The sequence below is a fragment of the Brachybacterium phenoliresistens genome (assembly GCF_000576425.1).
GTDB classification, from domain to species: domain Bacteria; phylum Actinomycetota; class Actinomycetes; order Actinomycetales; family Dermabacteraceae; genus Brachybacterium; species Brachybacterium phenoliresistens.
Map to the genome: position 1 here is coordinate 357,500 of NZ_KK069989.1, position 24,443 is coordinate 381,942.

Here is a 24,443-nt window from a genome sequence, read left to right on the forward strand (position 1 = left end):
GGCCCGGGCGACACCTCATCTGGAGGCCACCATGTCCGCACATCGACCCCCCGCCCATCGACCACGCCCCGTCGCCCCGCACGGGACGGCCTCCCGGCGATCCGTGCTCGGCGCGGGCGCCACGGCGCTCCTGGCCTCTCCGCTCGTCGCCGGGTGCGGGCCCGGTGCAGACCGCGGCGGGCGCGGCGGCTCCGACGGCCTCCGGGTCTCGTGGTACGGCGGGGTCCCGGTGCACGAGGGCGTCGACGGCGCCCTCGCGGCGTTCGGGACCGCCCACCCCGACATCCCCGTCACCTCGGAGAAGGCCGAGTTCTCCGCCTATTGGGACAAGCTCGCCACCCAGACCGCGGGAGGGCAGAGCCCCGACGTGTTCCGCATGTCGATGTCGTACTTCCAGGAGTACGCCGATCGCGGGGCGCTGCTGGATCTCTCCGACCTCATCGGCGACCCCCTCGACATCTCGTCGCTGGACGCGGATGTCGCCGCCTCCGGCGACGTCGGCGGCGGGACCTTCGGGATCGGCCAGTCCTCGATCACCCACGCGACCTTCCGCAACACCCGGCTCGCGGAGGAGCACGGGATCACGCTGCCGGCCGCGTGGAGCTGGGACGACTTCGCGGAGTTCTGCCGGTCCCTGGCGGGAGCCGCGGGGGAGGGCGTCTACGGCTCCACCGACGCGAGCGGCAGCTTCCAGATCTTCGAGGTGTGGGCGCGGCAGCACGGCATCGACCAGTTCACCGAGGAGGGCTACGCGGGAACGGCGGAGCTCGTGGAGGAATGGTTCGCCCTCTGGCAGGGTCTGCGCGCGGCGAAGGCGGTCCCGCCGGCCGACATCACGGCGGAGGCCGGAGGCTTCGAGAACTCCCCGCTGTCGCTCGGCAGCGCCGCCGTCGAGTTCGGCTGGGTCCAGCAGATCACCTTCTACCAGCCCTTCCTCCCCGAGGCGCCGCTCGAGGTCGCGCCCGTGCCCGGCATGACCGCCGGCGACCTCTCAGGGCAGTTCGTCAAGGCGCTGGATCTGTGGTGCGTCGCCGCCACCAGCGCGAACCCGGAGAACGCGGCGCAGCTCATCGACTTCCTCGTGCACGACGAGGAGGCTGTCCGGTCCATCGGCCTCACGCTGGGCGTCCCGCCGTCGGAGAGCTCGCGCGAGCTGCTGGCGGCGGCGCCGGACACGCCCGAGGGTCGGGCGATCGCGTACGTCGAGTCGGTCACCGGATCGACGGGCGAGGCGCCCGGGCCCTGGCCCGTCGGCTACAGCACGCTGCTGGACGCGTTCTCCCGTGTGAGCCAGGACGTCGCCTTCGGGGATGCGGATCCTTCCGCGGCGGCCGACGATTTCGTGGCCCAGGCACAGGAGGCGATCGCCGCAGGATGAGCCGTCGCGCGCTGCGGCGCGCGGACCCCCGGGAGGCATCCGGGGCGACGCCGTCCGGAACGGCTCCGGCGGGCTGCTACCGCCGCCATTGCCACGGCGTCGTCTCGGTGACCTTCACGAAGCCGTAGCGCTCCAGGATCGGCCGGGAGTACGGGGTGGAGTCGCTGTGGATCAGGGTCTTCCCGCCGCGCAGGGCGGACCGTGCGCGGGCCGCGGTGAGCGCACGGTAGATGCCGCGGCCGCGCCACGCCGGACGGGTCGCGCCGCCCCAGATCCCGGCGACGTCGGTACCCGGCACCGGATGCAGACGCCCGGCGCTGACGATCTCGCGGCGCGCCGCGCCCGCCGTCCCGGGCGCCGATGCGGAGCCCTCGCCGCCGGCCTCGGCGACCCAGCACTCGATCGACGGGTCCTCGGCCAGGCTGGACAGCAGCTCCTCGACGTGGGCGGGGGCGCCGAACACCTCCTCCTGCATGGCGCACATGCGGCGCACGTCCGCCTCCTCGGCGATGCGCCGCAGCGTGACACCGTCGGGGAGGGGGACGTCGACGGCGAGCAGCGCGGCCTCGCCGATCATCACCGACTCCGGCTCCCCGGGCACGTAGCCGTGGGCGCTCAGCGCCTCGACCAGCCCAGGAGCATCGTCGTGCGCGCGGGACTTCCACTCGGCCTCGAGGATCTCCGGGCGCTGCGCGAGGTGCGCGACTGCCGCGGCGACGAGGGCCGGCACATCGGCCCCGATCAGGTCGCGGTAGGAGACGAAGCCGCGCCCGCCGGGGAACTCGCCCAGCCACAGCGGGCCGATGCGGGTCACCGCGAGGGCGCCGTGCATCTCCGCCTCCGTGCGCAGCGTGTCGTCGTAGGCGGCGCGCAGCGCGGCGACCTCCGCTCTCGGTGTCCCGCTCATCGGCATCCCGCCCTTCCCCTTCGCGCTGTTCGCAGGGCTCTCCTCCGTGCTGGCCGCAGGCCCCGGTTCGGTGCCGGCCGCACGGCATGTCTATCAGGCAGGACGCCGGGGAGGGGGACTGCTCTCGCAGGACACGTACATCATGTACGCGTCCGGGAGCGCCGGTTCCCCTCCTCAGCGGTCGGCGCGGCGCATCGCGCGCCGACGGACGAGCCCGGCAGGTGGCACGCTGGGCCCATGAGCGTCCTCATCGCCTACGCCACCCACTCCGGCGCGACCCGCACCCTCGCCGAGCAGATCGCCGAGACCCTCGCCGACCTGGGCCGGGATCCGCACGTCGTCGACGTCCTCGAGGATCCGGACCCCACCGGGCACGAGGCCGCCGTGATCGGCTCGGCGGTGCGCGCGGAGTCCTACGAGACGCCCTTCGTCCGGTGGACCCGCCGCCGCGCCGAGGCGCTCGGGCAGCGGCCCGTCGCCCTGTTCTCCTGCTCGGGCTCCGCGTCGGACCCGGCGAAGCAGGGCAGGCAGAAGGCCACCGATGCCTTCCTCGCCGAGGCGCTCTTCGAGCCGGTCGCCGTGCGCAACCTCGCCGGCTGGGTGCTCATGGACCGCATCCCGCTCCACGAGCGGTTGCTGCTGCGGTCGATGCGCACCCCCGAGGGCGACTTCCGCGACCTGCCCGCCGTCGCCGCCTGGGCCCGGGAGATCGCCCCGCTGCTGCGCGGCTGATCGGCACGGCACCCGCCTGGTCCCTGGGGACTTCTCCCGGTAGGCACCAGGGCCGATGCGCCCCGGCATCGCCCGCAGGGGAACTGCTGGGCGGCCTCGAGTCGAAGGCCGGCTGACCGAAGGGATCACTACCGCGGTCGATCCTGATGACGAGCTGGCGACCGTCCTCGACCGATCGTCCCCTGCCCCATTGCGGTGCGTCCCTTCCTGCCCGCGCCCGCTCCTTGACGACCTTTCGTGGATGCCGTAGCGTCCTCTGGCGTGCACATATTGCACACCGCGCGCAATGAATGCATCAGCCGAAGGAGTCTTGATGATGATCCCCACCACACCCCGTGCCGAGCTCGATCTGGAGCGCAGCACGCTGAGAGCGATCCGGCGGCGCCTGCTCCCGGTCATCGCGGTCATGTACTTCATCGCCTTCCTCGACCGCAACAACGTCGGGTTCGCGAAGCTCTCGATGAGCGCGGACATCGGCCTCACCGAAGCGGCCTTCGGCTTCGGGGCCGGAGTCTTCTTCCTGGGGTACGCATTGTTCGAGGTGCCGAGCAACGGCGGCATGGTGCGCTTCGGCGCGCGGAAATGGATCGCGCGGATCATGATCTCGTGGGGAGTCCTCGCCACGGCCATGGCCCTCACCACCGGCCCGGTGTCCTTCTCGATCCTGCGCTTCCTCCTCGGGGCGGCAGAAGCCGGGTTCTTTCCCGCGATCATCTTCTACCTGACCCTCTGGTTCCCCCAGAAGGTGCGTGTGACGGTGCTCGGGACGTTCATCCTCGCCCAGCCCGTCTCCAACGCCATCGGCGCGCCGCTGTCCGGGGCGATCCTCATGATGCCGCCGGTGCTGGGATTGGCCGACTGGCAGTGGCTGTTCATCATCGAAGGCATCCCGGCGATCATCCTCGGGCTGCTCGCGCCGAAGCTCCTCACCGACCGTCCCCAGGACGCGGCCTGGTTGAGCGATTCTCAGCGCACCTGGCTCATCGGCACCATCGAGAAGGAGAACGCCCTGGTCGCCCGGAGCGGACACGGACGCTTCATCGACGGCCTCACGGACAGGCGGGTCTGGGCCTACGCGGGGCTGAACTTCGGGATGGTCTGCGGGATCTACGGTTTCGGGCTCTGGCTCCCCACCGTGATCCAGTCGCTCGGAGACTTCTCCGTCGGCCAGGTCGGCCTGATCTCGGTTCTCCCCTATGGTGCGGCGGCGGCCTTCCTCTTCTTCTGGGCCCGGCGCTCCGATCGCACCGGCCGCCGCGCCCTGCACGCGGCGGGAGCGATGACGATCGCGGCCGTCGGCCTTCTGGGAGCAGGGCTGACGACGGGTGTCTCCCCCTTGGTGGGTCTGATGTTCCTGGTCGTCGCCGCCATGGGCGTGTACGCCGCGACCGCGCCGCTCCTGTCCATGCCGTCCTCGGTCTTCGTCGGTGCAGCCGCTGCCGCCGGCATCGGACTGGTCAACGCCGTCGGAAACGTCGGGGGATTCGTCGCCCCTTTCGCCGTCGGCCTCATCAACGACGCGACCGGGAGCACCCACGCGAGCCTCGCGTTCCTCGCGGCGTGCCTCATCCTCACCGCGGTCGCCACCGCCCTGTACGCCGGTCGCCGACCGGAGGGACGCGTGGCGGTCCAGGACCGCTGAACCGACGCCCCGCCATCTGGCCCCCTCACAACTAGGAGACGACCTTGACCACCTCGCACCCGAACAGCACGACCGCCCTGATCACCGGAGGCGGAGTCGGCATCGGCCTGGGCATCGCGCGCCGGCTCGCCGAGCAGGGCGTCCGGATCGCCCTGACCTATCGGACCCATCGCCCCGACGAGCAGGTGCTGGACGCGCTGCGCGCTGCGACCGGGCAGGCACCCCTCGTCCTGCCGGTCGATGCCACGGACCCGGAGCAGGTCGAGACGATGGCCGGCGAGGTCCGGAGGGCCTTCGGGAGCCTGGACATCCTCGTCAACAACATCGGCGGCCTCATCCGTCGTTCGCCCATCGCCGAGATGGACCTCGAGCTGTGGCGCACGGTGATGGCCACCAACCTCGACTCCACATTCCTCGTGACCCGCTCCGTCCTGCCCTTCCTGAGCCGCCCGGGCGGGAGGATCATCAGCATCTCCTCCCTCGCCGGTCGGAACGGCGGGCACCCGGGGGCCACCGCCTACGCAGCCTCGAAGGCGGCGATCTTCGGGTTCACCCGAGGCCTGGCGAAGGAACTGGCGCCGGACGGCATCACCGTCAACGCCATCGCGCCGGGCTTCATCGAGGACACGCCCTTCCACAGCACCTTCACCACGGAGGACTCCAAGCGGCGCACGATCACCACCATCCCCGTCGGACGTGCCGGTACGCCGGAGGACGTGGCACAGGCCGTGGCGTGGCTTGCCTCTCCGGGCGCGAGCTTCACGACCGGGACCATCGTGGACGTCAACGGCGGGCAGCACTTCGCATGACGCTCATCCGCGGTGAGGCGGGGATCATCCATCCGGATGTCCTCGAGGCGCTGGCACGGGTGGGGCACAAGGGCAGGATCCTGGTGGCCGACGCGCTCTACTCGACGGCCACGATCGTCGGCCCGAGATGCCGCGTGGTCCACATCGGGCTCTGTGCCGGGTACCCGACGGTGCCCGAGGCGGTGCGTACTCTCCACCGTGCCATCGCACTGGAGGAGGTGTGCAGGATGCTGCCCGAGTCCGGCCGCACGGATCACGACGTCCATCGGGAGGTCGATGCGCTCCTTCCCGGCGCTGCGACGGCGCATTCCTGGATCCCCCGCGGGGAGTTCTACGCGGCGGCCCGATCCGAGGACGTGGCCCTCTGCCTGGCCACGGGAGACGTGCGCCGGTTCGCGAACGTCCTGCTCACCGTCGGAGGGGTGCGGGCATGACGTGAGATGATCGCGGCTGGAGAAGGGAGGCCGAGCGGATCATGTCGCAGACCGTCAAGCGCGCCATCACCATCCTCGAGCGGTGCAGCGAGCGCCCCAGCACCGTGCAGGAGCTCGCAGACACCCTCGGGACGCATCGGACCACGGCCCTGCGGCTCGTGCAGACCCTCGAGGCGTCCGGATTCCTCCGCTCCGTGGGGAACGCCCGATATGGCGTCGGGTTCCGCCTGGCAGGCCTCGCCTCGCGCGCCGTCGAGCAGTTCGATCTCCGCGAGCTGGTCCATCCGCACCTCCAGGAGCTGAGCGACGCCGTCGGCTTCACCGTGCAGCTCGCGGTCCCGCAGGGAGATCGGCTCATCTACGTCGACAAGATCGAGCCGCCCTCGTCCATCACCTTGAACACGCGTATCGGCGGCGAGGTGGTCATCCATACCGCCGGCGTCTCCAAGGCGATCCTGGCGCATCTCGACCCTGCGCAGCGGGACAGGATCATCGCCCACGCGACCTTCGAGAAGCACACCGACAGCACGATCACCGATCCCGACCGGCTGCGCGCGGTGCTCGAGCTGGTGGCCGCTCGCGGCTGGTCCACCGATGACGGGGAGTTCGAGACGTTCTCGAACTGCATCGCCGCGCCCGTGTTCGACGGACGCGGCGCCTGCGTGGGCGCCCTGTCCATCACGGCATTCACACATCACGCCACCATCGAGCAGCTCCAGGAGCATCTTCCGCTGCTGCTCGAGACCACCCGGCGGATCTCCCGCGAGCTCGGAGCGCCCGAGGGCGCCCAGGAGACCGCGGCGGCGGCGGGCTCCGGCACGCTCTGACGACGGAGGCCGTGGATGATCCCGCTGCTGCGCCGCGACCTCGACGGCCGCTACCCCGACTGGCGCCGCACCGTGCTGATCTGCGCGATCGCCGGCGTGCTGCTGGGCTCCTCGATCGGGGCGCTCGCCCGGGTGGTCCTCGTCGAGACCGGCGTCGGCGCGGGGGAGAAGCGCATCGGCACCGTCATGCTCGCCGCGATGCTCGTCGCCCTCGCGCACGTGCTGGTCGTGGCCGTGGACGCCGTGCGCCCGGTCCCCGGCCTGCTGCGCCTGCTGGACACCGGCGGGCGCGTGGCCGTCTGGGCGGCGACCCTCGCCTGCGGCGTGACGCTCCTGCTGCAGGCCACCGACTCCAGCTTCCTCGGCAGCGCCGTGCTTCTCGTCGCCCTCGGAGGCCTGTGGTGGACCCGCGGCATCGGCCGCGCCGCCCGTGCCCGTGCCCAGGACGAGGTCCTGCGCGCGCGGATCGAGCAGCATCTCCTGGAATCCGCGCATCTGCACGGCCTCGAGGCCTCCGTCGAGGCGCTCAGCGTCCGCCTCGGCGAATGGGAGGTGCGGCGCCGCCGCAGGCCCGAGCACGAACGGCATCCCTGGGAGGACACCGGCGTCACCCGGGCCCTCGGGCACCTGGGCCCGCCCGGCCGCGGCGTGCGCCGCGCCCTGGACTGGCTGGGCGGACGCGGCCGCCGCAGCTGACCGCGCCCGCCGCAGCTGACCGCGCCCGCCGAGACTCCGAGGTGCCGGGGTGCCGAGGTGTCGGTGTCGGACGCTCGAGCGATTGCAGCCTGCCGTACCAGTGACGCGCCGAAATTGGTACGTACGCCTGCAATTCCTCCAAGCGCCGCCGCGCGATCCCGGAGGGCACTGCAGTCCCGCGGGGCACTGCGGTCGCGCGGGGCGCCGCGGTCCTGCGGGCCCCGGGGCGGCCCCGCCCCGGGGCGCCCGGCCGACTACCTCCAGGTGTCCTGGCCGGTGCCGTCGTCGGAGCTGGTGGCCGTCGCGGTGCGGTTCGCCCCGGACTCCCAGGTCACGGCGCCGCTGGCGTCCTTCTTGATGTACTTGTACTCGAAGGTCGTCCCCGCCGGCACATCCACCGCGCCGGTCCACGTCGGGTAGGTCGCGGCGGAGAGCTTCACCGCCGCACCGGTGCTCCACGCGCCGAGCTGCGGGATGCTGCCCACCACGTAGACGTCCTGCCCCCACACGGTGCTGGCGGTGACGGCGAAGTCGACCGCGACCGTGGTCGGGTCGCCCTCCTGCGGGGCGTCCCCGCCGGACAGGGCGCCGACATGCAGGGCGAGCGCCCCGTAGGCCGGCAGCGTCGCGGTGAACGTGCCGTCGGCGGCGACGGTGATCGTCTGCGAGCAGTCATCGGCCGCGATCACGTCGCAGTACGTCCCGGACGGGAGCGAGGTCTGATAGGTGCGGGTCACGGAGGCGCCGGTGTTGTTGATGCTCACGTAGCCCTTCGCGCCGCGGCCGTAGGCGATATGGTTCCCGCCGTCGTCCCACCAGTTCGTCACCTCGGTGCCGGCGACCTGGTTGTGGAAGCCGACCATGCCCTGGATCTCCGTCCAGCGCTGGGTGCAGGTCCAGGTCGCGCTCGCGCAGTCCGCATCGGGCACGGTCGTCTCGGTCGACCCGGGGACGCCCGCGTCCTTGTCGGTGAAGCGGTAGCCGGAGTACACCGACGGCGAGCCGTACGGCCAGGACAGCATGAACGTGTTGGCCAGCACATACTTCGCGCCCCACGTCTCGTTCATGGTCTCGGCGTTGCGCTCGGTGTCGTGGTTGTCCACGAACACGCCCGCGCTCGCCGAGAGGAGCTTCCCGTCGCCGATGGTCCGCAGGTCCTTGATCCGGCCGTCGAAGCGGGTCTTCAGCTCGCGGGAGTACGCGAACTCGTGCGAGTCGCCCGAGCCCAGGTACTCCGAGGGCTGGATCGGCTCGCCGGGGGCGCCGATGACCTCCTGCACCCAGTACACGTCCGGGTCCGACAGCTCGGCCTTGATGGCCACGAGGTCCTCGGCGGGGATGTGCTTGGCCGCATCGATGCGGAACCCGGCCACCCCCAGGTCCAGGAGGTCGTTCATGTAGGCGGCGATGGTGGTGCGCACATCATCGGACTCGGTGCGCAGGTCCTGCAGGCCGACCAGCCGGCAGTTCTGCACCTGCCAGCGGTTCGTGTAGTCGGAGATGTCGGTGCGGCAGTCGTGGAAGTCCTCCGCGCCGTACAGGCCGGGGAAGTCGTCGACGCCGTAGGGGGTGCCGGCCACGCCGGTGCCGCTGCCGTTGCCCACCCCGGTGGTGTGGTTGATGACGGCGTCCGCGATCACCTCGACGCCGGCGGAGTTGCAGGAATCGACCATGGCCGCGAACTCGGCGCGGGTGCCCAGCTTCCCTTCGATCCGGTAGCTGACGGGCTGGTACGAGGTCCACCACTCGGTGCCGCGGATGGTCTCCTGCGGCGGCGAGACCTGCACGTAGCCGAAGCCGGCGGGGCCGATGGTGCTCGTGCACTCCGCGGCCACCGCGTCCCAGGTCCACTGGAACAGGTTCAGGATGACGTCGCCGCGGCCCTGGGGCGACTCCGCCCCCGTGGTGGGGACCGGCGGTGCGGCATCGGCCGCCCGCGGAGGCGTGCTGAGGCCGCTGCACGCGACCAGGAACGCCAGCGCCAGCGCGGCGGCGACGCGGGCCAGGGCCCGCGCGCCGGGCCGGGCCGGGGCCGGCATGCCGGGACGGGGCAGCGCGGCGCCGGGACGGTGCAGGGGCGGCCTGCCGGGACGGCGCGGGGCCGCCCCGCCGGGGCCGCTCTCGGACGTGAACTGCATGGAACTCTCCTCTTCGTGGGTGCAGCCCGCCATCGGACTGCCGTCCCGGCCGCGTCGCCGGGAAACCTGACTGCAAAAACTTGCACAAACCTGCAGGGAGTGTGTCGGAGAGTACACGGGTCCGGCGGGCTCGTCGAGAGGGGATCCGGTGGCCAGGGGTCAGGCCTGGTCTGACGTGCCATCGGCGCCGGGTCCCGAGGCGGGAGCTGACGGATTCTCGACTTGCGTATTCTTGCAGCCAGGTCTTCTCAGGCTGTCGGCCGCGGGGCGCGGATGCCGGAGATGATCCGGGTCCATCCCTCCGCGCCGCCGCCGTCGGCGATCGCCCGCCGGTAGTGGCCCTGCACCGCGCCCGACAGGGTGGTGTCGATCCCGACGACGGTGCTGGCCGCGTGGACGTGGTCGGCGGTCGCGCCCATCATGGTGACGCTGCTGCCCTCGCCGGGGTGCTCCTCGGCGTCGATCCGCGCGCCGAGGGCCTCGATGCCGTCCGGCGCGATCATCTCCGGGATCGCACGGAACAGCTGCATCACCTCGGGGAGGAACTCCTGCGCCGTGATCCCGGCGGATCCGGCCAGGGCGGTGGCATGGGCGAACCCGGCCAGGGTCGTGAGGAAGACGTCCAGATGCGCCTGGTACATGAGCTGGGCGCGGTCCGGATCAGCCCCCAGGAACCGCGGCGCGGCGATGCGGGCGAGGGTCGCCCGATGGGCGGCGAAGGCCTCCTCGTCCCCGCTGTAGAACGCGTAGGCGCGCTCGGTCCCGAGCATCGGCGCGGGCACCATCAGCCCTCCGGTGAGGAAGGAGGCGCCGTGGGATGCGGCCCACGCGGCCGCGTCCCGGGTCGCCGCCGGGGTGTCGGAGCTGAGGTTGACCAGTGTCCTTCCGGCCAGCACGGACGTCGTGCCGTCGAGGATGTCGTGCATCGCGCGGTAGTCGGTGAGGCTGAGAAGGGTCAGGTCGGTGGTCTCCACCGCCTCGCGCGGGGAGTCCGCCCGGCGCGCTCCGGCCTCGACGAGGGCGTCGGCGCGCCGGGGCGTACGGTTCCACACCGTGACCGGGTGGCCGGCCTCCAGCAGGGCGCGGGACATCGCCTGGCCCATCGGGCCGAGGCCGATCACGGTGACGGGCGCGGCGGACGTCGGGGGAGTTGAGGGGGTGTTCGTCATGCGGCCATACTGGCCGGGCACCGGCGGGTCGGGAAGTACGCACTTCTTCCTGCGGTGCTCACCGGCGAGTAAGCGAAGAGGCGGCATGGCGAAAGCACCGAGGACCGGCCCGTACATCTGCGGGATCGACGCCGCGCTCGACGTCGTGAGCGGGAAGTGGAAGGGGCTCGTGCTGTGGGAGCTGCATGCCCACGGCGTGCGCCGGTTCTCCGAGCTGCGCCGGGCGCTCCCCGGGGTGAGCGAGAAGATGCTCGCCCAGCATCTGCGGGAGATGGAGGCCGACGGCATCGTCCTGCGCACCGTGTATGCCGAGGTCCCGCCGAAGGTCGAGTACTCGCTCACGGAATCCGGTGCGGCGCTGAACGAGGCGCTGCTGCCCCTGGGGGCCTGGGGCCGCGAGCGGGTGCGCCGCGAGGGGCTCGAGGTCGCACCGGTCCCCGAGGCGCCCGCATCGGCCGCGGGCTGAGCTGCGTTCCGGCCACCGTCCGACCCCTAAGCCCGCGGACTGGGCGCATGCGGGCGGTGGCGGCACCGAGGCTCTCTGGACCTGGAAGAGCATCGGCTCGGAGCACTCCTCCGGCTCAGGTCAGGGCGAGATCCGTCATGAGGCCGGAGATCTGCTGCGTGACCTCGGCGGTCATGGCGCCGTCGTCGATCGTGGGGGTGCCGTCGCCCGACTGCGGTCCGTAGTCGCCGAAGCTGGCGTGGCTCGCGCCGGGGATCTCGACGAGCTCGGCGTCGGCGGGCAGCAGAGGGCGGGCGTCGGCGATCTTCTGCGGGGTCGACAGCCCGTCCTCGCTGCCGCCGAGGCTGAGGACCGGCAGATCGGTCCCGGAGAGGTCGGTCGCGCAGTACGAGCCGAACAGGATCAGGGCATCGGCCTCGGCCGCGACCTGGCAGGCCCGCACCCCGCCCATGGAATGCCCGCCGACCATCCAGGTGCCGGCCTCCGGCACCAGGTCGGTGAAGGTGCTGAGCCCGCGCCGGTCGAACAGGGCCAGATGCAGGGCGGGCCGGACGATCACGACGGCCACCTCGTGCTCGGTGACCAGGGAGGACAGCCGCGCGGCGTACGCCTCTGCCTCGACCTTCGCCCCGGGGTAGAAGACGAGGCCCATCGCCGGGGCCGTGGGCGCGCCGTTCCCCTCGGGGCTGCTCGCGGTCGCGTCGCCGGGCAGCAGCACGAGGGCCTCGCGGGACGAGCGGGCCACGATGCCGGGATCCTCCAGGACGGCCGCGTACGGGGCCTCCTCCGCATCCATCACGCCGACGTTCGCCCAGACGAGGAACCCGCCGGCGGCGACGAGCACGAGCACGCCCAGCGCGGCGACCAGGCCCAGCAGCAGGCGCAGGGCACGGGGCCGGCGAGAGGTGGAAGGCATGGGCTCAGCGTAGCGGCGCGGCCCGCAGCCGGCTGCGCGCCGGGAGCGGGCCGATGTCCACGCGCGCGATCCGCCCTCCGGCGATGCCGATGCGCACGAGCGCGACGGGGTGGCCGCCCGGGGCGATCACGGCGGCCGGCTCGCCGTCCACCAGCAGGATCGTGCTCGCACGGATCCGGTCCAGGAAGCCACGGGTCTCCTCGGCGACGGCACGGGCGCCGGTCACCCGGGGCCGTGCTCCGTCGCGCAGCAGCTCGGGGTGCGCGGTGCGGACCGCCTCCGGGGCCAGGAGGGCGAGCAGCGCCTCCATCCGGCCCTCGCGTGCGGCGGCGAGGAACGCCTCCAGGAGGCGCGCATGCTCCGCGACCGCGGCCTGCGAGAGCGGCGCCGCTCCCTCGGCGCCGTCTCCGGCGGCGCCACCACCGGCACTGCCGCCCCCGGCGGGACCGCCCCCGGCAGGGCCCACATCGTCCGGGGCGCCGTGCAGCCGCAGCCGCGCCCGGCTGGCCTGCTTCTTCGCGCTCGCGACCGAGGTTCCGAGCGCCGCCGCGACCTCGACGAACGGGACGCCGAACAGGTCATGCAGCACGAAGGCGACGCGCTGCGCGGGCGACAGCCGCGAGAGCAGGACCAGCAGCGCCCGGGAGACGTCCTCCCGATGCATCATCTCCTCGTCGGCGGCCACCTGGGCAGGCAGCAGGTGCTCGGGCGGGAGCGTGGACTCCTCGCGGCGGCGTCGGGCCCGCAGCTGGTCCAGGCACAGCCGGGCCGTCACGGTGGTGAGCCAGGCGGCGGGGTCGCGGATCTCGTCGGGGCGGGCGGACTGCGCGCGCAGCCACGCCTGCTGCACGGCGTCCTCCGCATCGTGCGTCGAGCCGAGGATCCGATGGGCGAGCGACAGCAGGCGCGGGCGCTCGGCGGAGTAGGCATCGAGAAGTGCCATCCGAGAGGTCACCTTTCCGGTGGGAGGGGCGTCAAGACGGGTGAACGACCCACAACAGACCCGCACCGAGGAGAACGCTCGTGAGTGTACAGATCGTCCGGTTCCGCACCGATGCCGCGCATGCCGCCGAGCTCGAGGAGAGCATCGGCCGCGTGCTCGCCGCCCTGGCCGATGCCGCCCCCGCCGGCGTCTCCTACACCGCCGTGCGGGCGCGGGAGAGCCCGGAGTTCCTTCTGATGCTGGCGCTGGAGGAGGGCATCGCCAACCCGCTGCCGGAGCTGCCCGAGGCCGCGGCGCTGCGCACGCTGATCGCCCAGCGCGCCGGAGGGCCCGTCCCGCCGGTCGCGATGCAGGTCATCGGCGAATACCGCGCGGGGGAGGCCCGATGAGCCTCGTGCTCACCGCGGCGGTCCTCGCCGGCATCCTCGCCAACGCGGTGATCGCCGTCGCGGACCTCGCCCGGGCCCGCTTCGTGCTGGCCAACTCCGCCGAGGTCGGACTGCCGCCGGGCAGCGTGCCCTGGATGGCGGCACCGAAGATCGCCGGGGTCCTGGGGCTGGTCGCCGGCCTCGCGGGCCTGGCCCCGGTCGGCCTCGTCGCCGGCATCGGCCTGGTCCTCTTCTACCTCGGGGCGGTCGCGGCGCACCTGCGGGCGGGGGTGCTGCACAACATCGCGTTCCCGCTCGCGTTCCTGGCGCTCGCCGTGGCCGCGGCGGCACGATTCCTCGTCTGATCGCTGCGGGCGTCGGCCGGCTCCGGTCAGCTCGGCGGGTCCGGCCGATCGGGCCGGCACCGGCCTGCGCCGCTGCTCGTGCCTCGCTACGGCTCCAGCCGGAGCCGGCCCGATCAGCCCTTCTCCCACACCCCGTGGTCCACCGGCCGGCCGATGGCCAGCGCGGCGAGGACTCCCACCAGGGACAGCGCCACCGGCAGCAGGAGGGCATCGGCCATGGCGTGGGCGAAGGGCTCGTGCAGCATCGCCGGCAGCTCCGCCGCGCGCGCCCCCTCCCCGCCGGCCCCTGCCGTGGGGGCCGCGCCGCCGAGGGCGTCCTGGAAGCGCACGGCGATGTGATCGTTCATGACGGTCGCGATGGCGGCCGATCCCAGCACCGAGCCGATCTGCCGGGTCTCGTTGTAGACCCCGGAGCCGGCGCCGGCCATCGACGGCGGAAGGTTGCGGGTCGCCGTCATCGACAGCGGTCCCCAGATCAGGGCGTTGCCGAGCCCCACCAGGAAGAACGGCAGCAGGAGGAGCACGATCGACGCCCCCGGGGCCATGATCCGCGAGAGCCAGAACAGGCCCGCCGCCAGGGACACGAACCCGCCCACGGCCAGCCAGCGCGGGTTGACGATGTTCATCCATCGGCCGACGAACGGGGCGAGGCCCCCGGAGACCAGCGCCATCGGCACGGTCATCAGGGCCGCCTGCGTGGGGGACATGCCCAGCACCCGCTGGAAGTACAGGGTGATCGGGAAGGACAGCGTCAGCACGGTCGCGCCCATCATCGCGATCGCGATGTTCGCGACGGAGAAGTTGCGGTCGCGGAACAGCGACAGCGGCACCAGCGGTTCGCGCCGGTTGATCGCCTGCCACCCGACGAACACCGCCATCACGACGATGCCGCCGATGATCATCCCCGGCACGCTCACCGGCAGCCCCGTCTCCCACGGGCCGATGCGCAGGGAGTTGGTGATCGTGCCCCAGTCATAGGTGTTGCCCTCCTGGATGCCGAAGACCAGCAGGAACAGCCCCACCGCGGACAGCACCACGCCCAGCCCGTCGAAGGAGTGCGCGCGCCGCTCGAAGCGGGGCACATGGCGGGCCGCGAGCACCAGGCCGATGGCCCCCACCGGCAGGTTCACGAAGAAGATCCATTCCCAGCCGGGGCCGTCCACCAGCAGCCCGCCGGCGACCGGGCCGACCAGGGTCGCGACCCCGGCCGTCGCGCCCCACAGCGCCATCGCCTCGCCCCGCCGCGCAGGCGGGAACAGGCGGGTGATCATCGACATCGTCTGCGGGGTCATCATCCCGGCGCCCAGCCCCTGCACCACCCGGGCGAGGATCAGCATGCCGACCCCTCCGGCCAGGCCGCACCACAGGCTGGCCAGCGTGAACACCGCGAGCCCTGCCATGTACATGGTCTTCAGGCCGATGCGGTCGCCGAGGCGTCCGGTGATCAGCAGCGGCACCGCATAGGCGAGCAGGTAGGCGCTGGTCACCCACAGCAGCGCCGTGAGATCCGCGCCGAGGTCCGCCTGCATCCGCGGCAGGGCGACGGTGACGATGGTGGTGTCCACCAGGATCATGAAGAATCCCAGCACGATCGACCACAGCGCCGGCCAGGGCCGGTCCAGTCGGGGGTCCCGCGCCGAGGCCGCGGGAGCGGCGCCGGACGGGTCGTGCCCGGATCCGGGAGACCCGGAGGCGTGGGACCCGGACCCGGGATGCGGGGAGCCGGACGGTCCGGTGGTGGACGGCATGGAGAACCCCCTGGTCTGTGCGCATGTCGGCGCGCCTCGAGCTCGGAGGGCGCCGGGGAGGAATCTACGCCTGCCCGCCGACGCCGCGCGATGCCGTGCGACGCCGGGCACGTTCGCGCGAGGGGGCATGCCCGCGGGCGGGCTCGGCCGGGATCAGGCCTCGGGGATCGTGATCTCCTGCCGGAAGGCGGGGATGGCCACCCCGTCGCGGCTGGCCTCCGGGCGCAGGTAGAGGCAGCGGTAGGTCTCCTCGCGCCGCGGTGCGACCAGGGCCAGCCATCCCTCGGCGGGAGTGCCGTCGTCGGTGGCGTCCAGCGGGGTGCGGCCGGAGGCGGTGATCTCGTCCCAGAGGGCGAGGTCTGCGCCGGCCTCGGTGCCATCGGCCAGGAGGGAGAAGAAGGTCGGGTAGAGGGCGATCACGCTGCGGGCCCCCGGGGCGCCCGCGACCTGCAGCAGGATGACCTCGCCGCCCGCGGCGACGACCTCGGCGCGCAGCGTGGTGAGTGCGTCCCGCAGGGCGGAGACGATGGTGAGGGCGTCGTCCGTCTCCGGGTCGGTGAAGGTCTGGCCGATGGCGACCTCCGCCGGCTCGCGGGGCTCGTGGTCCGGCGTCGCCGCCGCGGTGGATTCCGCAGGAGCGGCCTGCTCGGGCGCGGGGGACGTCGCGCTCGCGCTGGGCGAGGACGCATCGCCGGTCGAGGCGGCGGGCGGGCCGCCCTCCTCGCCGCGGGTGCAGGCGGCGAGGGAGGCGGCCAGCAGTCCGGCCGCGGCCGCGCGGCGGGTGATGCGCCCGGCGGGACCTGTCGCGCGGGGCTCGGACGCGCGGCCCTGCGGAGGCGCCGGCGGAGTGCTCATGCCGTCACCCGGATCCGCGGGGCATCGGCCGGCGGTGCGAGCTGGGGCTCGGCCCAGATCTCGATCTCGGCGGGCACGGCCCGCGGCCGGCCGGATGCCCAGGAGCCCAGCGCGTCCGCGCCGAGGTCGAAGGTCACCGCGCTGCGGCCGGGTTCGACCTCGACGCGCCGCACGGCCAGCACGGTGCGGGCGCGCGGCACGATCCCGAGCTCGTGGCGCCGCCCGTACAGCACCACGGGCACCGAGACGGTGTCCTCGCGGACGCTCTCGACCTGCACCGTGACCTGCGCCGGACGTCCGTCCTCGAGGGCAGGGACGGAGATGGGGACGACCCCGTCCCGGGCCTGATCGGCGCTCGTGACGCCTGCGGCCTCCGGGGCGCCTGCGGGGTCGGCGGCGCCCGGGGGCACAGCGATGCCCCCGGCTGCGACCTGGCAGGTGATCCCGCGCGGGAGGCCGGCGCCCAGCAGCGGGCCGCGCACCTCCCGCAGGTCCAGGTAGCCGCGGGCGGCCTCCAGGCGCTGGTCGTGGGACACCGGCGTGGCGCCGTCGCCGGCCGGGAGGGTCATCGGCAGCAGTCCGCGCGGCCCTCCCTCCCCGTACAGCGCATCGACGATCGCGCGCCCGGCCGCGGGTCCGGGGAACGGGGCGAGGATGGTCGCGTCGGCCAGCTCCCGCAGCGCTGTCAGCGCGCGCGGGCGGCCGTCGACGACGACGGCGATCACGGGCTTGCCGGCCTCGCGGGCGGCGCGGACGACGGCGAGCTGCGGCTCGGGCAGCGCGACGGAGGCGAGGTCCACGCCCTCGCCGTTGGTGGTGTCCGATGCGGGGCCTTCGACGGCGCCGTTGTCGGCGAACTCGTCCTCGTAGGAGCGGCGGCTGGTGCCGCCGAGCACCACGATCGCGGCATCGGCGTTCATGGTCAGCGAGGTCACCGCGGTCAGCGGCATCGCCGCGGCGACCTCGGCGATCGGATCCGCGGCGTCCTTCCACTGCGGGGAGAGCTCGACGGGCACGAGCTCGGAGCGCAGGGCGCTGCCCCGGGCGAAGGTGACGTTCTGGGCCCCCAGGCGCTCGATCAGCGCCGAGCGGATCGTGGACGCGGCCGGGTCCTGCGGCGGGCGCGGCGGGGTGTAGTCGCCCAGCTGCGCGTCGAGGTCGTCGGCGTTGGGGCCGACGACCGCGACTTTCCGCGCGCTCAGCGGCAGCAGGTCGCCGTCCTCGAGCACGACCACCGCCTGCCGGGCGGCCCGTTCGGCCAGGGCGATCGTCTCGCGGGCCGCTGGGGAGGGCCAGGCGCGCTCGTCGTCCCCGGCCGGCGCATCGGCCCCGGCCGGTGCCGCGGCACCGCTTGGCGCATCGGCCGAAATCGGCTGCTCACTCCCGTCCTCGTCGGGCAGTAGGCCCAGCCGCTGCTTGAGGGCGAGCACGCGCGAGACCGCGAGATCCAGGGCCGCCGCCTCGATCAGGCCCTTCTCGATCGCCGAGGCCACGTGCAGGTAGGCCTGGTCCCAGAGGCTGAGGTCCACGCCGGCGCCGAGGGCGAGGGCCGCCGCGCCCTCGAGCCCGCCGCCGGTGGCGAGGGTGAGGCGGTCGATCGCCCCGCCGTCGGACATGACGATCCCGTCCCAGCCCCAGTCCTCGCGCAGCGTCCCCGTGAGCAGCTCCCGGCTGCCCGTGCACGGCACGCCGTCGACGTCGTTGTAGGCGGACATGAACCCGGCGACCCCGGCGCGGGCGGCCGCGAAGGCGGGCCTCAGATGGATCTCGCCCAGCTCGCGGCGGCCGATGGGCGCCCCCGAGCCGTTGCGCCCGCCGATCCCGGCGCCCTGACCGGCCAGGTGCTTGGCGACCACGGCGACGTGGCGGGCATCGATCCGCTCCCCGGGGCCGGCGCCCTGCATGCCCTGCACCGTCGCCTCGACCAGCAGGGCCGCGATCGCCGGGTCCTCGCTGAAGCACTCCTCGGACCGGCCCCAGCGGGCATCGCGCAGCACGTCCAGCCCCGAGACCAGCAGCAGATGGGTGCCGCGCTCGCGAGCCTCCGCGGCGACCGCCGCGCCCAGCTCGCGGGCCAGGTCGGCGTCCATGCCGGCGCCGAGCGCCAGGTTCACCGGCAGCGTCGTCCCGCCGAGGGCCATCAGCCCGTGCGGCGCCTCCTCCACGAACAGCACCGGCATCCCGTCGCCGCGGGAGGTGACGCACTCCTGGACCGCGGCGTACGCCTCGGCGCTGCGCTCGGGCGGGATGCCCGTGCCCCAGCGGACGGCCGACCACGGATCCGCGCGCAGCACCCCGTACAGCGCCCCGATCCCGCCGAGCCGGTCGATCTCCGCGCGCAGCACATCGGTGACCTGCGGCCGGCCGTCGACCCAGCGCACCGCCTCCCACCCCTTCAGCCGCTGGTTGATCTGCCCGACCTTCGAGGTCACGGAGAGGTCGGAGGTCTTGGTGGGGGAGAGCGTCATCGCCATGGAGTCCACCGTATCGGGGCGCGACGGAAAAGGACGGCGGGCGGAGCCGGGGAACTCTACTGTGAGCGCATGCTCGTGCTCCTCCGCGCCGCCCAGGCCGATGCCCTGGCCGCCCTCCGCCCGATGGGCCGGGGCGACGCGGGCCCCACCTCGCCCGCCGGATGGACCGCGGTGCGGACCGAGGACGCCGATGCCCTCGCGGGACTCGGCGACGCGGTCCACATCGACGAGTCCCAGGGCCGGATCGTGCTGGAGGTGCGCACCGCCGAGGGCACGACCTCATGGTCCTGGTGCCCGGACTGGTGCGAGGACGAGGCCGAGCTCGGCGACGAGGAGCAGGACGCGGTGCGGCGGAGCGCGGTGGCGAACGCCGTGGCCCAGGCCTTCGGGCAGCCCGCGGAGCACGGCCGGGTCGAGGCGCTGCTGAGGGAGGTCCTGGATGAGGAGGAGCTGATCGAGGGGCTCGATCGGATCGTCGACCTTCCGGCATGGGATCGCAGGTGGGCCGCGCGCTCCGTGGTGCTGATCCGCGACGGTTCGGAGGAGCTGCGGATGGCCCTCCGGCTGCTCGCCCGCGGCGGGCACCCCCTTCGCGTCGCAGATCTCGACGGGACGCTGGCGATGCAGTGCGCGGAACTCGAGGGGAGAGCTCTCGCCGAGATGCTGGCCGAGAGCCGCTCCACCGGGAAGGCGCCCGTGGTCCATCTCTGGCGCGGGAGCGGCTCGGCCGCCGGGATCGATCTCCTGCGACGGGATCGCCGCCCCGGACCGGAGGGCTGGGCTCCCTGGGTTCGAGACGTCGAGACCACCGCGATCGACTGGGATACCGGGTGGCGGAGCGTCGAGGAGGACGATCCTCGGCACCGCGAGGATCTGGCGGGGACGATCGTCCGTACTCTCGCGCCCGCGACCGATTCCGACGCCCTCGGCCGTCCCGTGATCCGACCCGAGGGGGACCGTGACCCGATGGCGTCGATGGCGGCGATGGTCGGGATCCCTCCGCAGGCCATCGCGATCCTCGACGGCGACACGGATGCACCGGCGATGCAGGCGGTGAAGCCGGCGTCGCTCGTGCGTGAGCTGTGGCAATGCGTGCGTGAGGTGACCGGCGTGAGGGACAGGGCGGCGCTGCGCGTCCCCTTCGTCGTCCTGAGCGTGCTCGGAGCGGTCATCGTGGTGCTGCTCGGGCTGGTCTGCCTCGGGATGACCGCAGTGGGCATCGCTGTCGTCGCGACGGACGGAGCGTTCGTCGACGAGCCGTCAGCCACCGTCGAGGACTGGATCTCCGTGTTCCTCTTCGCACTCTTGACCATCGTCATGGCCTGGAACCTGGCCAGGCTCGTGCGATGAGAGGCCCCGCCTAGCGCGACCGTCCCCTCACCGGCTCGGCAGCAGATGCTCGTCCTCGGGCAGCGGGATGCCGAAGCCGGGGCGGTCGCTGAGGTGGAGCATGCCGTCGACGGGGCGCAGCAGGGCCGGGTCGATGCCGTCGACGGTGCCGGGGACGCCCTCGACGATCTCCACACCGCCGAGCCCTGCGGCGAGGTGGGCGGCGTAGACGGTCTTCAGCGGCTCGCCCCAGGCGTGCGGGGAGGCATGGGCGCCGGCGGCGATCACCTCGGGCATCAGCTGCCGCCAGGCGGTGATGCCGAAGGACAGCACGTCCATGAGCAGGACGTCGATGTGCCCGGCGGCGGCGATCGGCATCAGCGCGGGGACGTCGGGGGAGGACTCTCCCTCGGCGATGCGGGTGGCGGGGCAGTGTGCATCGAGCCAGGCGCGCAGGGCCGCGAGATCCCCGGCGTCGTCCAGGAACGGCTCCTCGACCCAGTACAGGTCGACGTCGGCGACGGCCTCCAGGTAGCGCAGGAAGCCGGCCAGGTCGTAGCCGTCGTTCGCGTCCACGAGGATCCGGGCGTCCGGGAAGGCCTCGCGCACCGCGCGGGTGACCTCCACGTCCCGGCGGTCCCCGGCCTCGCGGGGCATCCACCGGTGGCCGCGGCCGATCTTCAGCTTGAAGCCGGTGAACCCGGCGGCCGCATCGGCCCGGCACTGCGCGAGGATCACGTCGATGCCGCGGGGCGAGGCATCGGGGTCGAGGTCGTCGAAGTACATCGCGCCGTCGTAGACGGGGACCGCGGGGGACCCGGGGGAGGCGTGGGACCCCGGGGAGGCCGGCGCCCCCGAGCCGTCCGGGCCGGCGGGGACGAGCGGACCATGGCCGCCCAGCAGGGCGTGCACGGGAGCATCGGCCACGACGCCCAGCAGGTCGTGCAGGGCGACATCGGCCCAGCGCTCGGCAGGGTCCAGCACCCCGGAATCGGGGCTGATCTGCTCCGACAGGGACCTGCCCACCAGGCGGGACGCGTCCCCGGGGGCGCCCTCGACCAGGCCCCATCCGGTCCGGCCGTCGGCCGTGCGCAGCACGAGGATCTCGGAGGCGGGGGCGTCGCCGTGGCTGCCCAGACGGGCGTTGCGGCCGATGGTGCGCGGGTAGCGGGAGCGCAAGCGGAAGCGCTCGGCGGATCGGATGGACGGGTCGGCGGTGACCATGGATCTCCCGGGATAGAGGTCCGACGATTGTTCCCGTCGCGGCGGCCCGCAGGCAACGATGCGAGTGGGCTGGGTCACGCCCCGCGGGTAACGGTTCGGCAAAGTCGTCCGGGTTCCGGGCCCTCCGGCGACCGCATGGTGGGACGCGGTGCTAGTTTCCATGGCACCCCTGCGGCGATGCAGATCACATCGGACCTGCTTCCCCTGCCGCCTGCCCGCCACCCGTGGGCCGCCCGCCCCACCTGGAGGTTCCCCATGTTCGACGCCCTCACTCCTCGACGCCGGACCGTCCTGCTGTCCCTGGCCGGGATCCCGGTCCTGCTGACCGCCTGCGCGCAGACCTCGGACACCGGAGGCGGGGGCAGCGACGGCGGAGGCGGCGCCGCGCTGTCCGTCGGCACCACCGACAAGGTGACCGCCCTGGACCCCGCGGCCGCCTATGACAACGGCTCCTCGACGGTGTGGACCCAGGTCTACGGCTACCTGCTGAACACGAAGGTCGGCTCGACCGACGGCGTGCCCGAGCCCGACCTCGCGGCATCGGCCGAGTTCACCAGCCCCGACGTCTACACCGTGACCCTGCAGGAGGGCCTGACCTTCGCCAACGGTCACGCGCTGACCAGCGAGGACGTCAAGCACACCTTCGACCGCCAGCTCGCGATCGCCGATCCCAACGGCCCCTCCAGCCTGCTGGCCAACCTCGACTCCGTCACCGTCGTCGACGAGCTGACCGTCGAGTTCCACCTCAAGGAGCCCAACGACCAGACCTTCCCGTACATCCTGTCCAGCCCGGCCGGCCCCATCGTCGACTCCGAGGTGTTCCCCGCCGACGCCGTGCTGCCCGATGACGAGATCGTCGCCGCGGACGCCTTCAGCGGCCCCTACGCGATCGCCAGCTGGAAGCTCAACGAACTGGTCTCCTACCAGGCGTTCGAGGGGTACAAGGGACTGTTCGGCACCCCGGCCACGCCGAACGTGACCATGACCTACTACGCCGACCAGAACAACATGAAGCTGGACATCCAGCAGGGCAACATCGACTGCGTGTGGCGCTCGCTGTCCGCGACGGACATCGAGTCCCTGCAGGGCGAGGACTCCCTCACGGTGCACGAGGGCCCCGGCGGCGAAATCCGGTACATCGTCTTCAACTTCGACACCATGCCCCACGGCGCGAAGACCGAGGACCCGGATCCGAAGAAGGCGCAGGCCATCCGCCAGGCCGCGGCGGACCTCATCGACCGCGCCGCCATCGCCGCCGACGTCTACAAGGACACGTACACGCCGCTGTACTCGTACATCCCCGACGGGCTGCCGGGCTCCGGCACCCAGTTCCAGGACATGTACGGCGACGGCTCCGGCAAGCCGGACGCCGCCAAGGCCCGCGGCCGCCTCGAGGCGGCCGGGGTGACGATCCCCGTCGCCCTCAGCCTGCAGTACAACCCCGACCACTACGGCGCCTCCTCCGGCGACGAGTACGCCGCGGTCAAGGCGCAGCTCGAGGCCGACGGCCTGTTCACCGTGGACCTGCAGTCCACCGAATGGGTCCAGTACTCCGAGGACCGCACCGCCGACGTCTACCCCGCCTACCAGCTGGGCTGGTTCCCGGACTACTCCGACGCCGACAACTACCTCTCCCCGTTCTTCATCAAGGACAACTTCCTGGTCAACCACTACGACAACCCGGAGGTGCAGGCGCTGATCGCCCAGCAGCGCGGCACCGAGGACGCCGCCGAGCGCGAGGCCCTGTTCGTGCAGATCCAGGACCTCGTGGCCGCCGACGTCTCCACCCTGCCGCTGCTGCAGGGCGCGCAGATCGCCGTGTCCACGACGGAGGTCCAGGGCGTCACCCTCGACTCCTCGTTCAAGTTCCGCCTCGCCCCGCTGGCGAAGTGAGCGGCGCCGACCGGGCGACGACCACGCAGGCATCCGACGGGGCGGGCGCCCCGGCCGGATCCTCCGGCACGGCCCCTGCCCCCGCCGCGCGGCGCGCCCGCGGCGGGGGCGGCGGGCTGGGCCGCTACGTGCTCGTGCGCTTCCTGCTGATCATCCCGACCGTGCTGATCCTCATGACGGTCGTCTTCTTCCTCATGCGGATCACCGGCGACCCGATCACCGCCGCGCTCGGCGGGCGCCTGACCCCCGACCAGCTCGCGCAGCGCCGCGCCGAGGCCGGCTACGACCGGCCGCTGATCATCCAGTACCTCGACTACCTGGGCGGGGTGGTGCGCGGGGACTTCGGGACCACGTACACCGACCGCACCCCCGTCGCGCAGATCCTCACCGACTACGGCGGCGCCACCGCGGAGCTCGTGCTCTACGCCGTGATCGTCGCGCTGGCGATCGGCGTGCCGCTGGGGATGATCGCCGCCCGCACCCGCGACCGCGCCCCCGATGCGGCGCTGCGGATCCTCGCGATCCTCGGCTACGCGACCCCCGTGTTCTTCGTCGGCCTGCTGCTCAAGCTCGTCTTCTCGGTGGGCCTGGGCTGGCTGCCGGTGGCCGGGCGGATCTCCAGCCGCGGCGAGCTGACCATGGGCAGCATCCTCAACCCGACGCCGTTCTACCTGCTGGACGCCCTGCGCCTGGGCCGATGGGACCTGATCGTCGACGTGGCCAGCCACGCGGTGCTGCCGGCCGTGGCGCTCGGCATCCTCACCGGCGGGATCTTCCTGCGCCTGGTGCGCACCAACATGATCGGCACCCTGGAGATGCCGTACATCGACTCCGCCCGCTCCCGCGGCGTCGCCGAGTCGCGGCTGACCACCCGCCACGCCCTGCGCCCGGCGCTGATCCCCATCGTCACGGTGATGGGCATGCAGATCGCCATGATGCTCGGCGGCGCGGTGCTGACCGAGACCACCTTCGAATGGAAGGGCCTGGGCTACATGCTCGCCCAGTACATGACCGCCCGCGACTACGTCGCCGTGCAGGGCATCGTCATGATGCTCGCGGTGATCGTCGCCGTCTCCAACTTCCTGGTCGACGTGATCGCGGCCCTCATCGACCCGAGGGTGAGGTACTGA

Annotated in this window: 22 protein-coding genes; 13 read left to right on the forward strand and 9 right to left on the reverse strand. The window is 72.9% G+C overall.

Annotation, left to right across the window (positions count from 1 at the left end; translation table 11 throughout):
- Window positions 1-31 precede the first annotated feature (31 nt).
- Window positions 32-1,378 (forward strand): ABC transporter substrate-binding protein, encoded by a 1,347-nt coding sequence (locus BF93_RS04675; RefSeq protein WP_198025345.1) that lies wholly within the window; start codon window positions 32-34, stop codon window positions 1,376-1,378.
- 76 nt (window positions 1,379-1,454) lie between these two features.
- Here the strand turns inward: BF93_RS04675 and BF93_RS04680 are convergent, their stop codons facing one another.
- Window positions 1,455-2,285, reverse strand: a complete 831-nt coding sequence (locus BF93_RS04680; RefSeq protein ID WP_038371135.1) for a GNAT family N-acetyltransferase — start codon at window positions 2,283-2,285, stop codon at window positions 1,455-1,457.
- A gap of 237 nt (window positions 2,286-2,522) precedes the next feature.
- Between BF93_RS04680 and BF93_RS04685 the strand changes: the two genes are divergently transcribed.
- The 6 genes from BF93_RS04685 (at window position 2,523) to BF93_RS04710 (ending at window position 7,425) form a co-directional block, all read left to right on the forward strand.
- Window positions 2,523-3,017 carry a flavodoxin domain-containing protein gene (locus tag BF93_RS04685; protein ID WP_038370879.1) on the forward strand — a complete coding sequence of 165 codons (495 nt, stop codon included), beginning with the start codon at window positions 2,523-2,525 and terminating at the stop codon, window positions 3,015-3,017.
- Window positions 3,018-3,330: 313 nt separating this feature from the next.
- Window positions 3,331-4,659 (forward strand): MFS transporter, encoded by a 1,329-nt coding sequence (locus BF93_RS04690; RefSeq protein WP_038370880.1) that lies wholly within the window; start codon window positions 3,331-3,333, stop codon window positions 4,657-4,659.
- 44 nt (window positions 4,660-4,703) lie between these two features.
- Window positions 4,704-5,468 carry an SDR family NAD(P)-dependent oxidoreductase gene (locus tag BF93_RS04695; protein ID WP_198025346.1) on the forward strand — a complete coding sequence of 255 codons (765 nt, stop codon included), beginning with the start codon at window positions 4,704-4,706 and terminating at the stop codon, window positions 5,466-5,468.
- Complete coding sequence (locus BF93_RS04700; protein ID WP_051486523.1) at window positions 5,465-5,902, forward strand: RbsD/FucU domain-containing protein; 438 nt, start codon at window positions 5,465-5,467, stop codon at window positions 5,900-5,902. The genes BF93_RS04695 and BF93_RS04700 overlap by 4 nt, the downstream gene beginning before the upstream one ends.
- Before the next feature lie 41 nt (window positions 5,903-5,943).
- Complete coding sequence (locus BF93_RS04705) at window positions 5,944-6,729, forward strand: IclR family transcriptional regulator (protein ID WP_038370881.1); 786 nt, start codon at window positions 5,944-5,946, stop codon at window positions 6,727-6,729.
- A 15-nt stretch (window positions 6,730-6,744) separates the two neighbouring features.
- Window positions 6,745-7,425 carry a hypothetical protein gene (locus BF93_RS04710; protein WP_038370883.1) on the forward strand — a complete coding sequence of 227 codons (681 nt, stop codon included), beginning with the start codon at window positions 6,745-6,747 and terminating at the stop codon, window positions 7,423-7,425.
- 254 nt (window positions 7,426-7,679) lie between these two features.
- Here BF93_RS04710 and BF93_RS04715 read toward each other — a convergent pair whose 3' ends face one another.
- Complete coding sequence (locus BF93_RS04715; RefSeq protein ID WP_232226192.1) at window positions 7,680-9,563, reverse strand: carbohydrate-binding module family 20 domain-containing protein; 1,884 nt, start codon at window positions 9,561-9,563, stop codon at window positions 7,680-7,682.
- Between the two features lie 248 nt (window positions 9,564-9,811).
- Window positions 9,812-10,732, reverse strand: a complete 921-nt coding sequence (locus tag BF93_RS04720) for an NAD(P)-dependent oxidoreductase (protein ID WP_038371139.1) — start codon at window positions 10,730-10,732, stop codon at window positions 9,812-9,814.
- 85 nt (window positions 10,733-10,817) lie between these two features.
- Here BF93_RS04720 and BF93_RS04725 point away from each other — a divergent pair, with 85 nt between their 5' ends.
- The gene (locus tag BF93_RS04725) at window positions 10,818-11,198 is read left to right on the forward strand and encodes a winged helix-turn-helix transcriptional regulator (RefSeq protein ID WP_038370884.1); all 381 of its coding nucleotides are present in this window, start codon (window positions 10,818-10,820) and stop codon (window positions 11,196-11,198) included.
- 115 nt (window positions 11,199-11,313) lie between these two features.
- On the opposite strand, the gene BF93_RS04730 is transcribed toward BF93_RS04725, so the two are convergent.
- Window positions 11,314-12,114 (reverse strand): alpha/beta hydrolase, encoded by an 801-nt coding sequence (locus BF93_RS04730; RefSeq protein ID WP_038370885.1) that lies wholly within the window; start codon window positions 12,112-12,114, stop codon window positions 11,314-11,316.
- Between the two features lie 4 nt (window positions 12,115-12,118).
- Window positions 12,119-13,057, reverse strand: a complete 939-nt coding sequence (locus BF93_RS04735) for a sigma-70 family RNA polymerase sigma factor (protein ID WP_051486524.1) — start codon at window positions 13,055-13,057, stop codon at window positions 12,119-12,121.
- Window positions 13,058-13,137: 80 nt separating this feature from the next.
- Here BF93_RS04735 and BF93_RS04740 point away from each other — a divergent pair, with 80 nt between their 5' ends.
- A complete protein-coding gene (locus BF93_RS04740) occupies window positions 13,138-13,446 on the forward strand; it encodes a hypothetical protein (protein ID WP_038370887.1) in 309 nt (102 codons plus the stop codon).
- Window positions 13,443-13,790 carry a DoxX family protein gene (locus BF93_RS04745; RefSeq protein WP_038370889.1) on the forward strand — a complete coding sequence of 116 codons (348 nt, stop codon included), beginning with the start codon at window positions 13,443-13,445 and terminating at the stop codon, window positions 13,788-13,790. Before BF93_RS04740 ends, BF93_RS04745 begins: the two co-directional genes overlap by 4 nt.
- 113 nt (window positions 13,791-13,903) lie before the next feature.
- Here the strand turns inward: BF93_RS04745 and BF93_RS04750 are convergent, their stop codons facing one another.
- The 3 genes from BF93_RS04750 to BF93_RS04760 all read right to left on the reverse strand — a co-directional run bounded on the left by BF93_RS04750 (window position 13,904) and on the right by BF93_RS04760 (window position 18,867).
- Entirely contained in the window at window positions 13,904-15,364 is a 1,461-nt protein-coding gene (locus tag BF93_RS04750; protein WP_232226206.1) for a DHA2 family efflux MFS transporter permease subunit, read from the reverse strand.
- A gap of 327 nt (window positions 15,365-15,691) precedes the next feature.
- Window positions 15,692-16,393, reverse strand: coding sequence for a hypothetical protein (locus BF93_RS04755; RefSeq protein WP_038370890.1), 702 nt, complete (start codon window positions 16,391-16,393; stop codon window positions 15,692-15,694).
- Complete coding sequence (locus BF93_RS04760; protein WP_038370892.1) at window positions 16,390-18,867, reverse strand: glycoside hydrolase family 3 protein; 2,478 nt, start codon at window positions 18,865-18,867, stop codon at window positions 16,390-16,392. Before BF93_RS04760 ends, BF93_RS04755 begins: the two co-directional genes overlap by 4 nt.
- Before the next feature lie 69 nt (window positions 18,868-18,936).
- On the opposite strand from BF93_RS04760, the gene BF93_RS04765 reads away from it, so the two are divergent.
- Entirely contained in the window at window positions 18,937-20,217 is a 1,281-nt protein-coding gene (locus BF93_RS04765) for a hypothetical protein (RefSeq protein WP_038370893.1), read from the forward strand.
- Between the two features lie 27 nt (window positions 20,218-20,244).
- On the opposite strand, the gene BF93_RS04770 is transcribed toward BF93_RS04765, so the two are convergent.
- Window positions 20,245-21,420, reverse strand: a complete 1,176-nt coding sequence (locus BF93_RS04770; RefSeq protein WP_038370895.1) for a mandelate racemase/muconate lactonizing enzyme family protein — start codon at window positions 21,418-21,420, stop codon at window positions 20,245-20,247.
- A gap of 255 nt (window positions 21,421-21,675) precedes the next feature.
- Here BF93_RS04770 and BF93_RS04775 point away from each other — a divergent pair, with 255 nt between their 5' ends.
- Together BF93_RS04775 and BF93_RS04780 are read left to right on the forward strand one after the other, a co-directional pair.
- The gene (locus tag BF93_RS04775; protein ID WP_038370898.1) at window positions 21,676-23,313 is read left to right on the forward strand and encodes an ABC transporter substrate-binding protein; all 1,638 of its coding nucleotides are present in this window, start codon (window positions 21,676-21,678) and stop codon (window positions 23,311-23,313) included.
- Window positions 23,314-23,429: 116 nt separating this feature from the next.
- Window positions 23,430-24,443, forward strand: a complete 1,014-nt coding sequence (locus tag BF93_RS04780) for an ABC transporter permease (RefSeq protein WP_232226207.1) — start codon at window positions 23,430-23,432, stop codon at window positions 24,441-24,443.

Excerpts from the sequence above, each read along its gene's own strand:
- BF93_RS04770 (WP_038370895.1), bottom strand. The coding sequence starts at position 21,420 with ATGGTCACCGCCGACCCGTCCATCCGATCCGCCGAGCGCTTCCGCTTG.
- BF93_RS04745 (WP_038370889.1), top strand. The coding sequence starts at position 13,443 with ATGAGCCTCGTGCTCACCGCGGCGGTCCTCGCCGGCATCCTCGCCAAC.
- BF93_RS04690 (WP_038370880.1), top strand. The coding sequence starts at position 3,331 with ATGATGATCCCCACCACACCCCGTGCCGAGCTCGATCTGGAGCGCAGC.
- BF93_RS04735 (WP_051486524.1), bottom strand. The coding sequence starts at position 13,057 with ATGGCACTTCTCGATGCCTACTCCGCCGAGCGCCCGCGCCTGCTGTCG.
- BF93_RS04705 (WP_038370881.1), top strand. The coding sequence starts at position 5,944 with ATGTCGCAGACCGTCAAGCGCGCCATCACCATCCTCGAGCGGTGCAGC.
- BF93_RS04715 (WP_232226192.1), bottom strand. The coding sequence starts at position 9,563 with ATGCAGTTCACGTCCGAGAGCGGCCCCGGCGGGGCGGCCCCGCGCCGT.
- BF93_RS04675 (WP_198025345.1), top strand. The coding sequence starts at position 32 with ATGTCCGCACATCGACCCCCCGCCCATCGACCACGCCCCGTCGCCCCG.
- BF93_RS04750 (WP_232226206.1), bottom strand. The coding sequence starts at position 15,364 with ATGATCCTGGTGGACACCACCATCGTCACCGTCGCCCTGCCGCGGATG.
- BF93_RS04685 (WP_038370879.1), top strand. The coding sequence starts at position 2,523 with ATGAGCGTCCTCATCGCCTACGCCACCCACTCCGGCGCGACCCGCACC.
- BF93_RS04755 (WP_038370890.1), bottom strand. The coding sequence starts at position 16,393 with ATGAGCACTCCGCCGGCGCCTCCGCAGGGCCGCGCGTCCGAGCCCCGC.
- BF93_RS04710 (WP_038370883.1), top strand. The coding sequence starts at position 6,745 with ATGATCCCGCTGCTGCGCCGCGACCTCGACGGCCGCTACCCCGACTGG.
- BF93_RS04720 (WP_038371139.1), bottom strand. The coding sequence starts at position 10,732 with ATGACGAACACCCCCTCAACTCCCCCGACGTCCGCCGCGCCCGTCACC.
- BF93_RS04730 (WP_038370885.1), bottom strand. The coding sequence starts at position 12,114 with ATGCCTTCCACCTCTCGCCGGCCCCGTGCCCTGCGCCTGCTGCTGGGC.
- BF93_RS04725 (WP_038370884.1), top strand. The coding sequence starts at position 10,818 with ATGGCGAAAGCACCGAGGACCGGCCCGTACATCTGCGGGATCGACGCC.
- BF93_RS04765 (WP_038370893.1), top strand. The coding sequence starts at position 18,937 with ATGCTCGTGCTCCTCCGCGCCGCCCAGGCCGATGCCCTGGCCGCCCTC.
- BF93_RS04700 (WP_051486523.1), top strand. The coding sequence starts at position 5,465 with ATGACGCTCATCCGCGGTGAGGCGGGGATCATCCATCCGGATGTCCTC.
- BF93_RS04680 (WP_038371135.1), bottom strand. The coding sequence starts at position 2,285 with ATGAGCGGGACACCGAGAGCGGAGGTCGCCGCGCTGCGCGCCGCCTAC.
- BF93_RS04775 (WP_038370898.1), top strand. The coding sequence starts at position 21,676 with ATGTTCGACGCCCTCACTCCTCGACGCCGGACCGTCCTGCTGTCCCTG.
- BF93_RS04760 (WP_038370892.1), bottom strand. The coding sequence starts at position 18,867 with ATGGCGATGACGCTCTCCCCCACCAAGACCTCCGACCTCTCCGTGACC.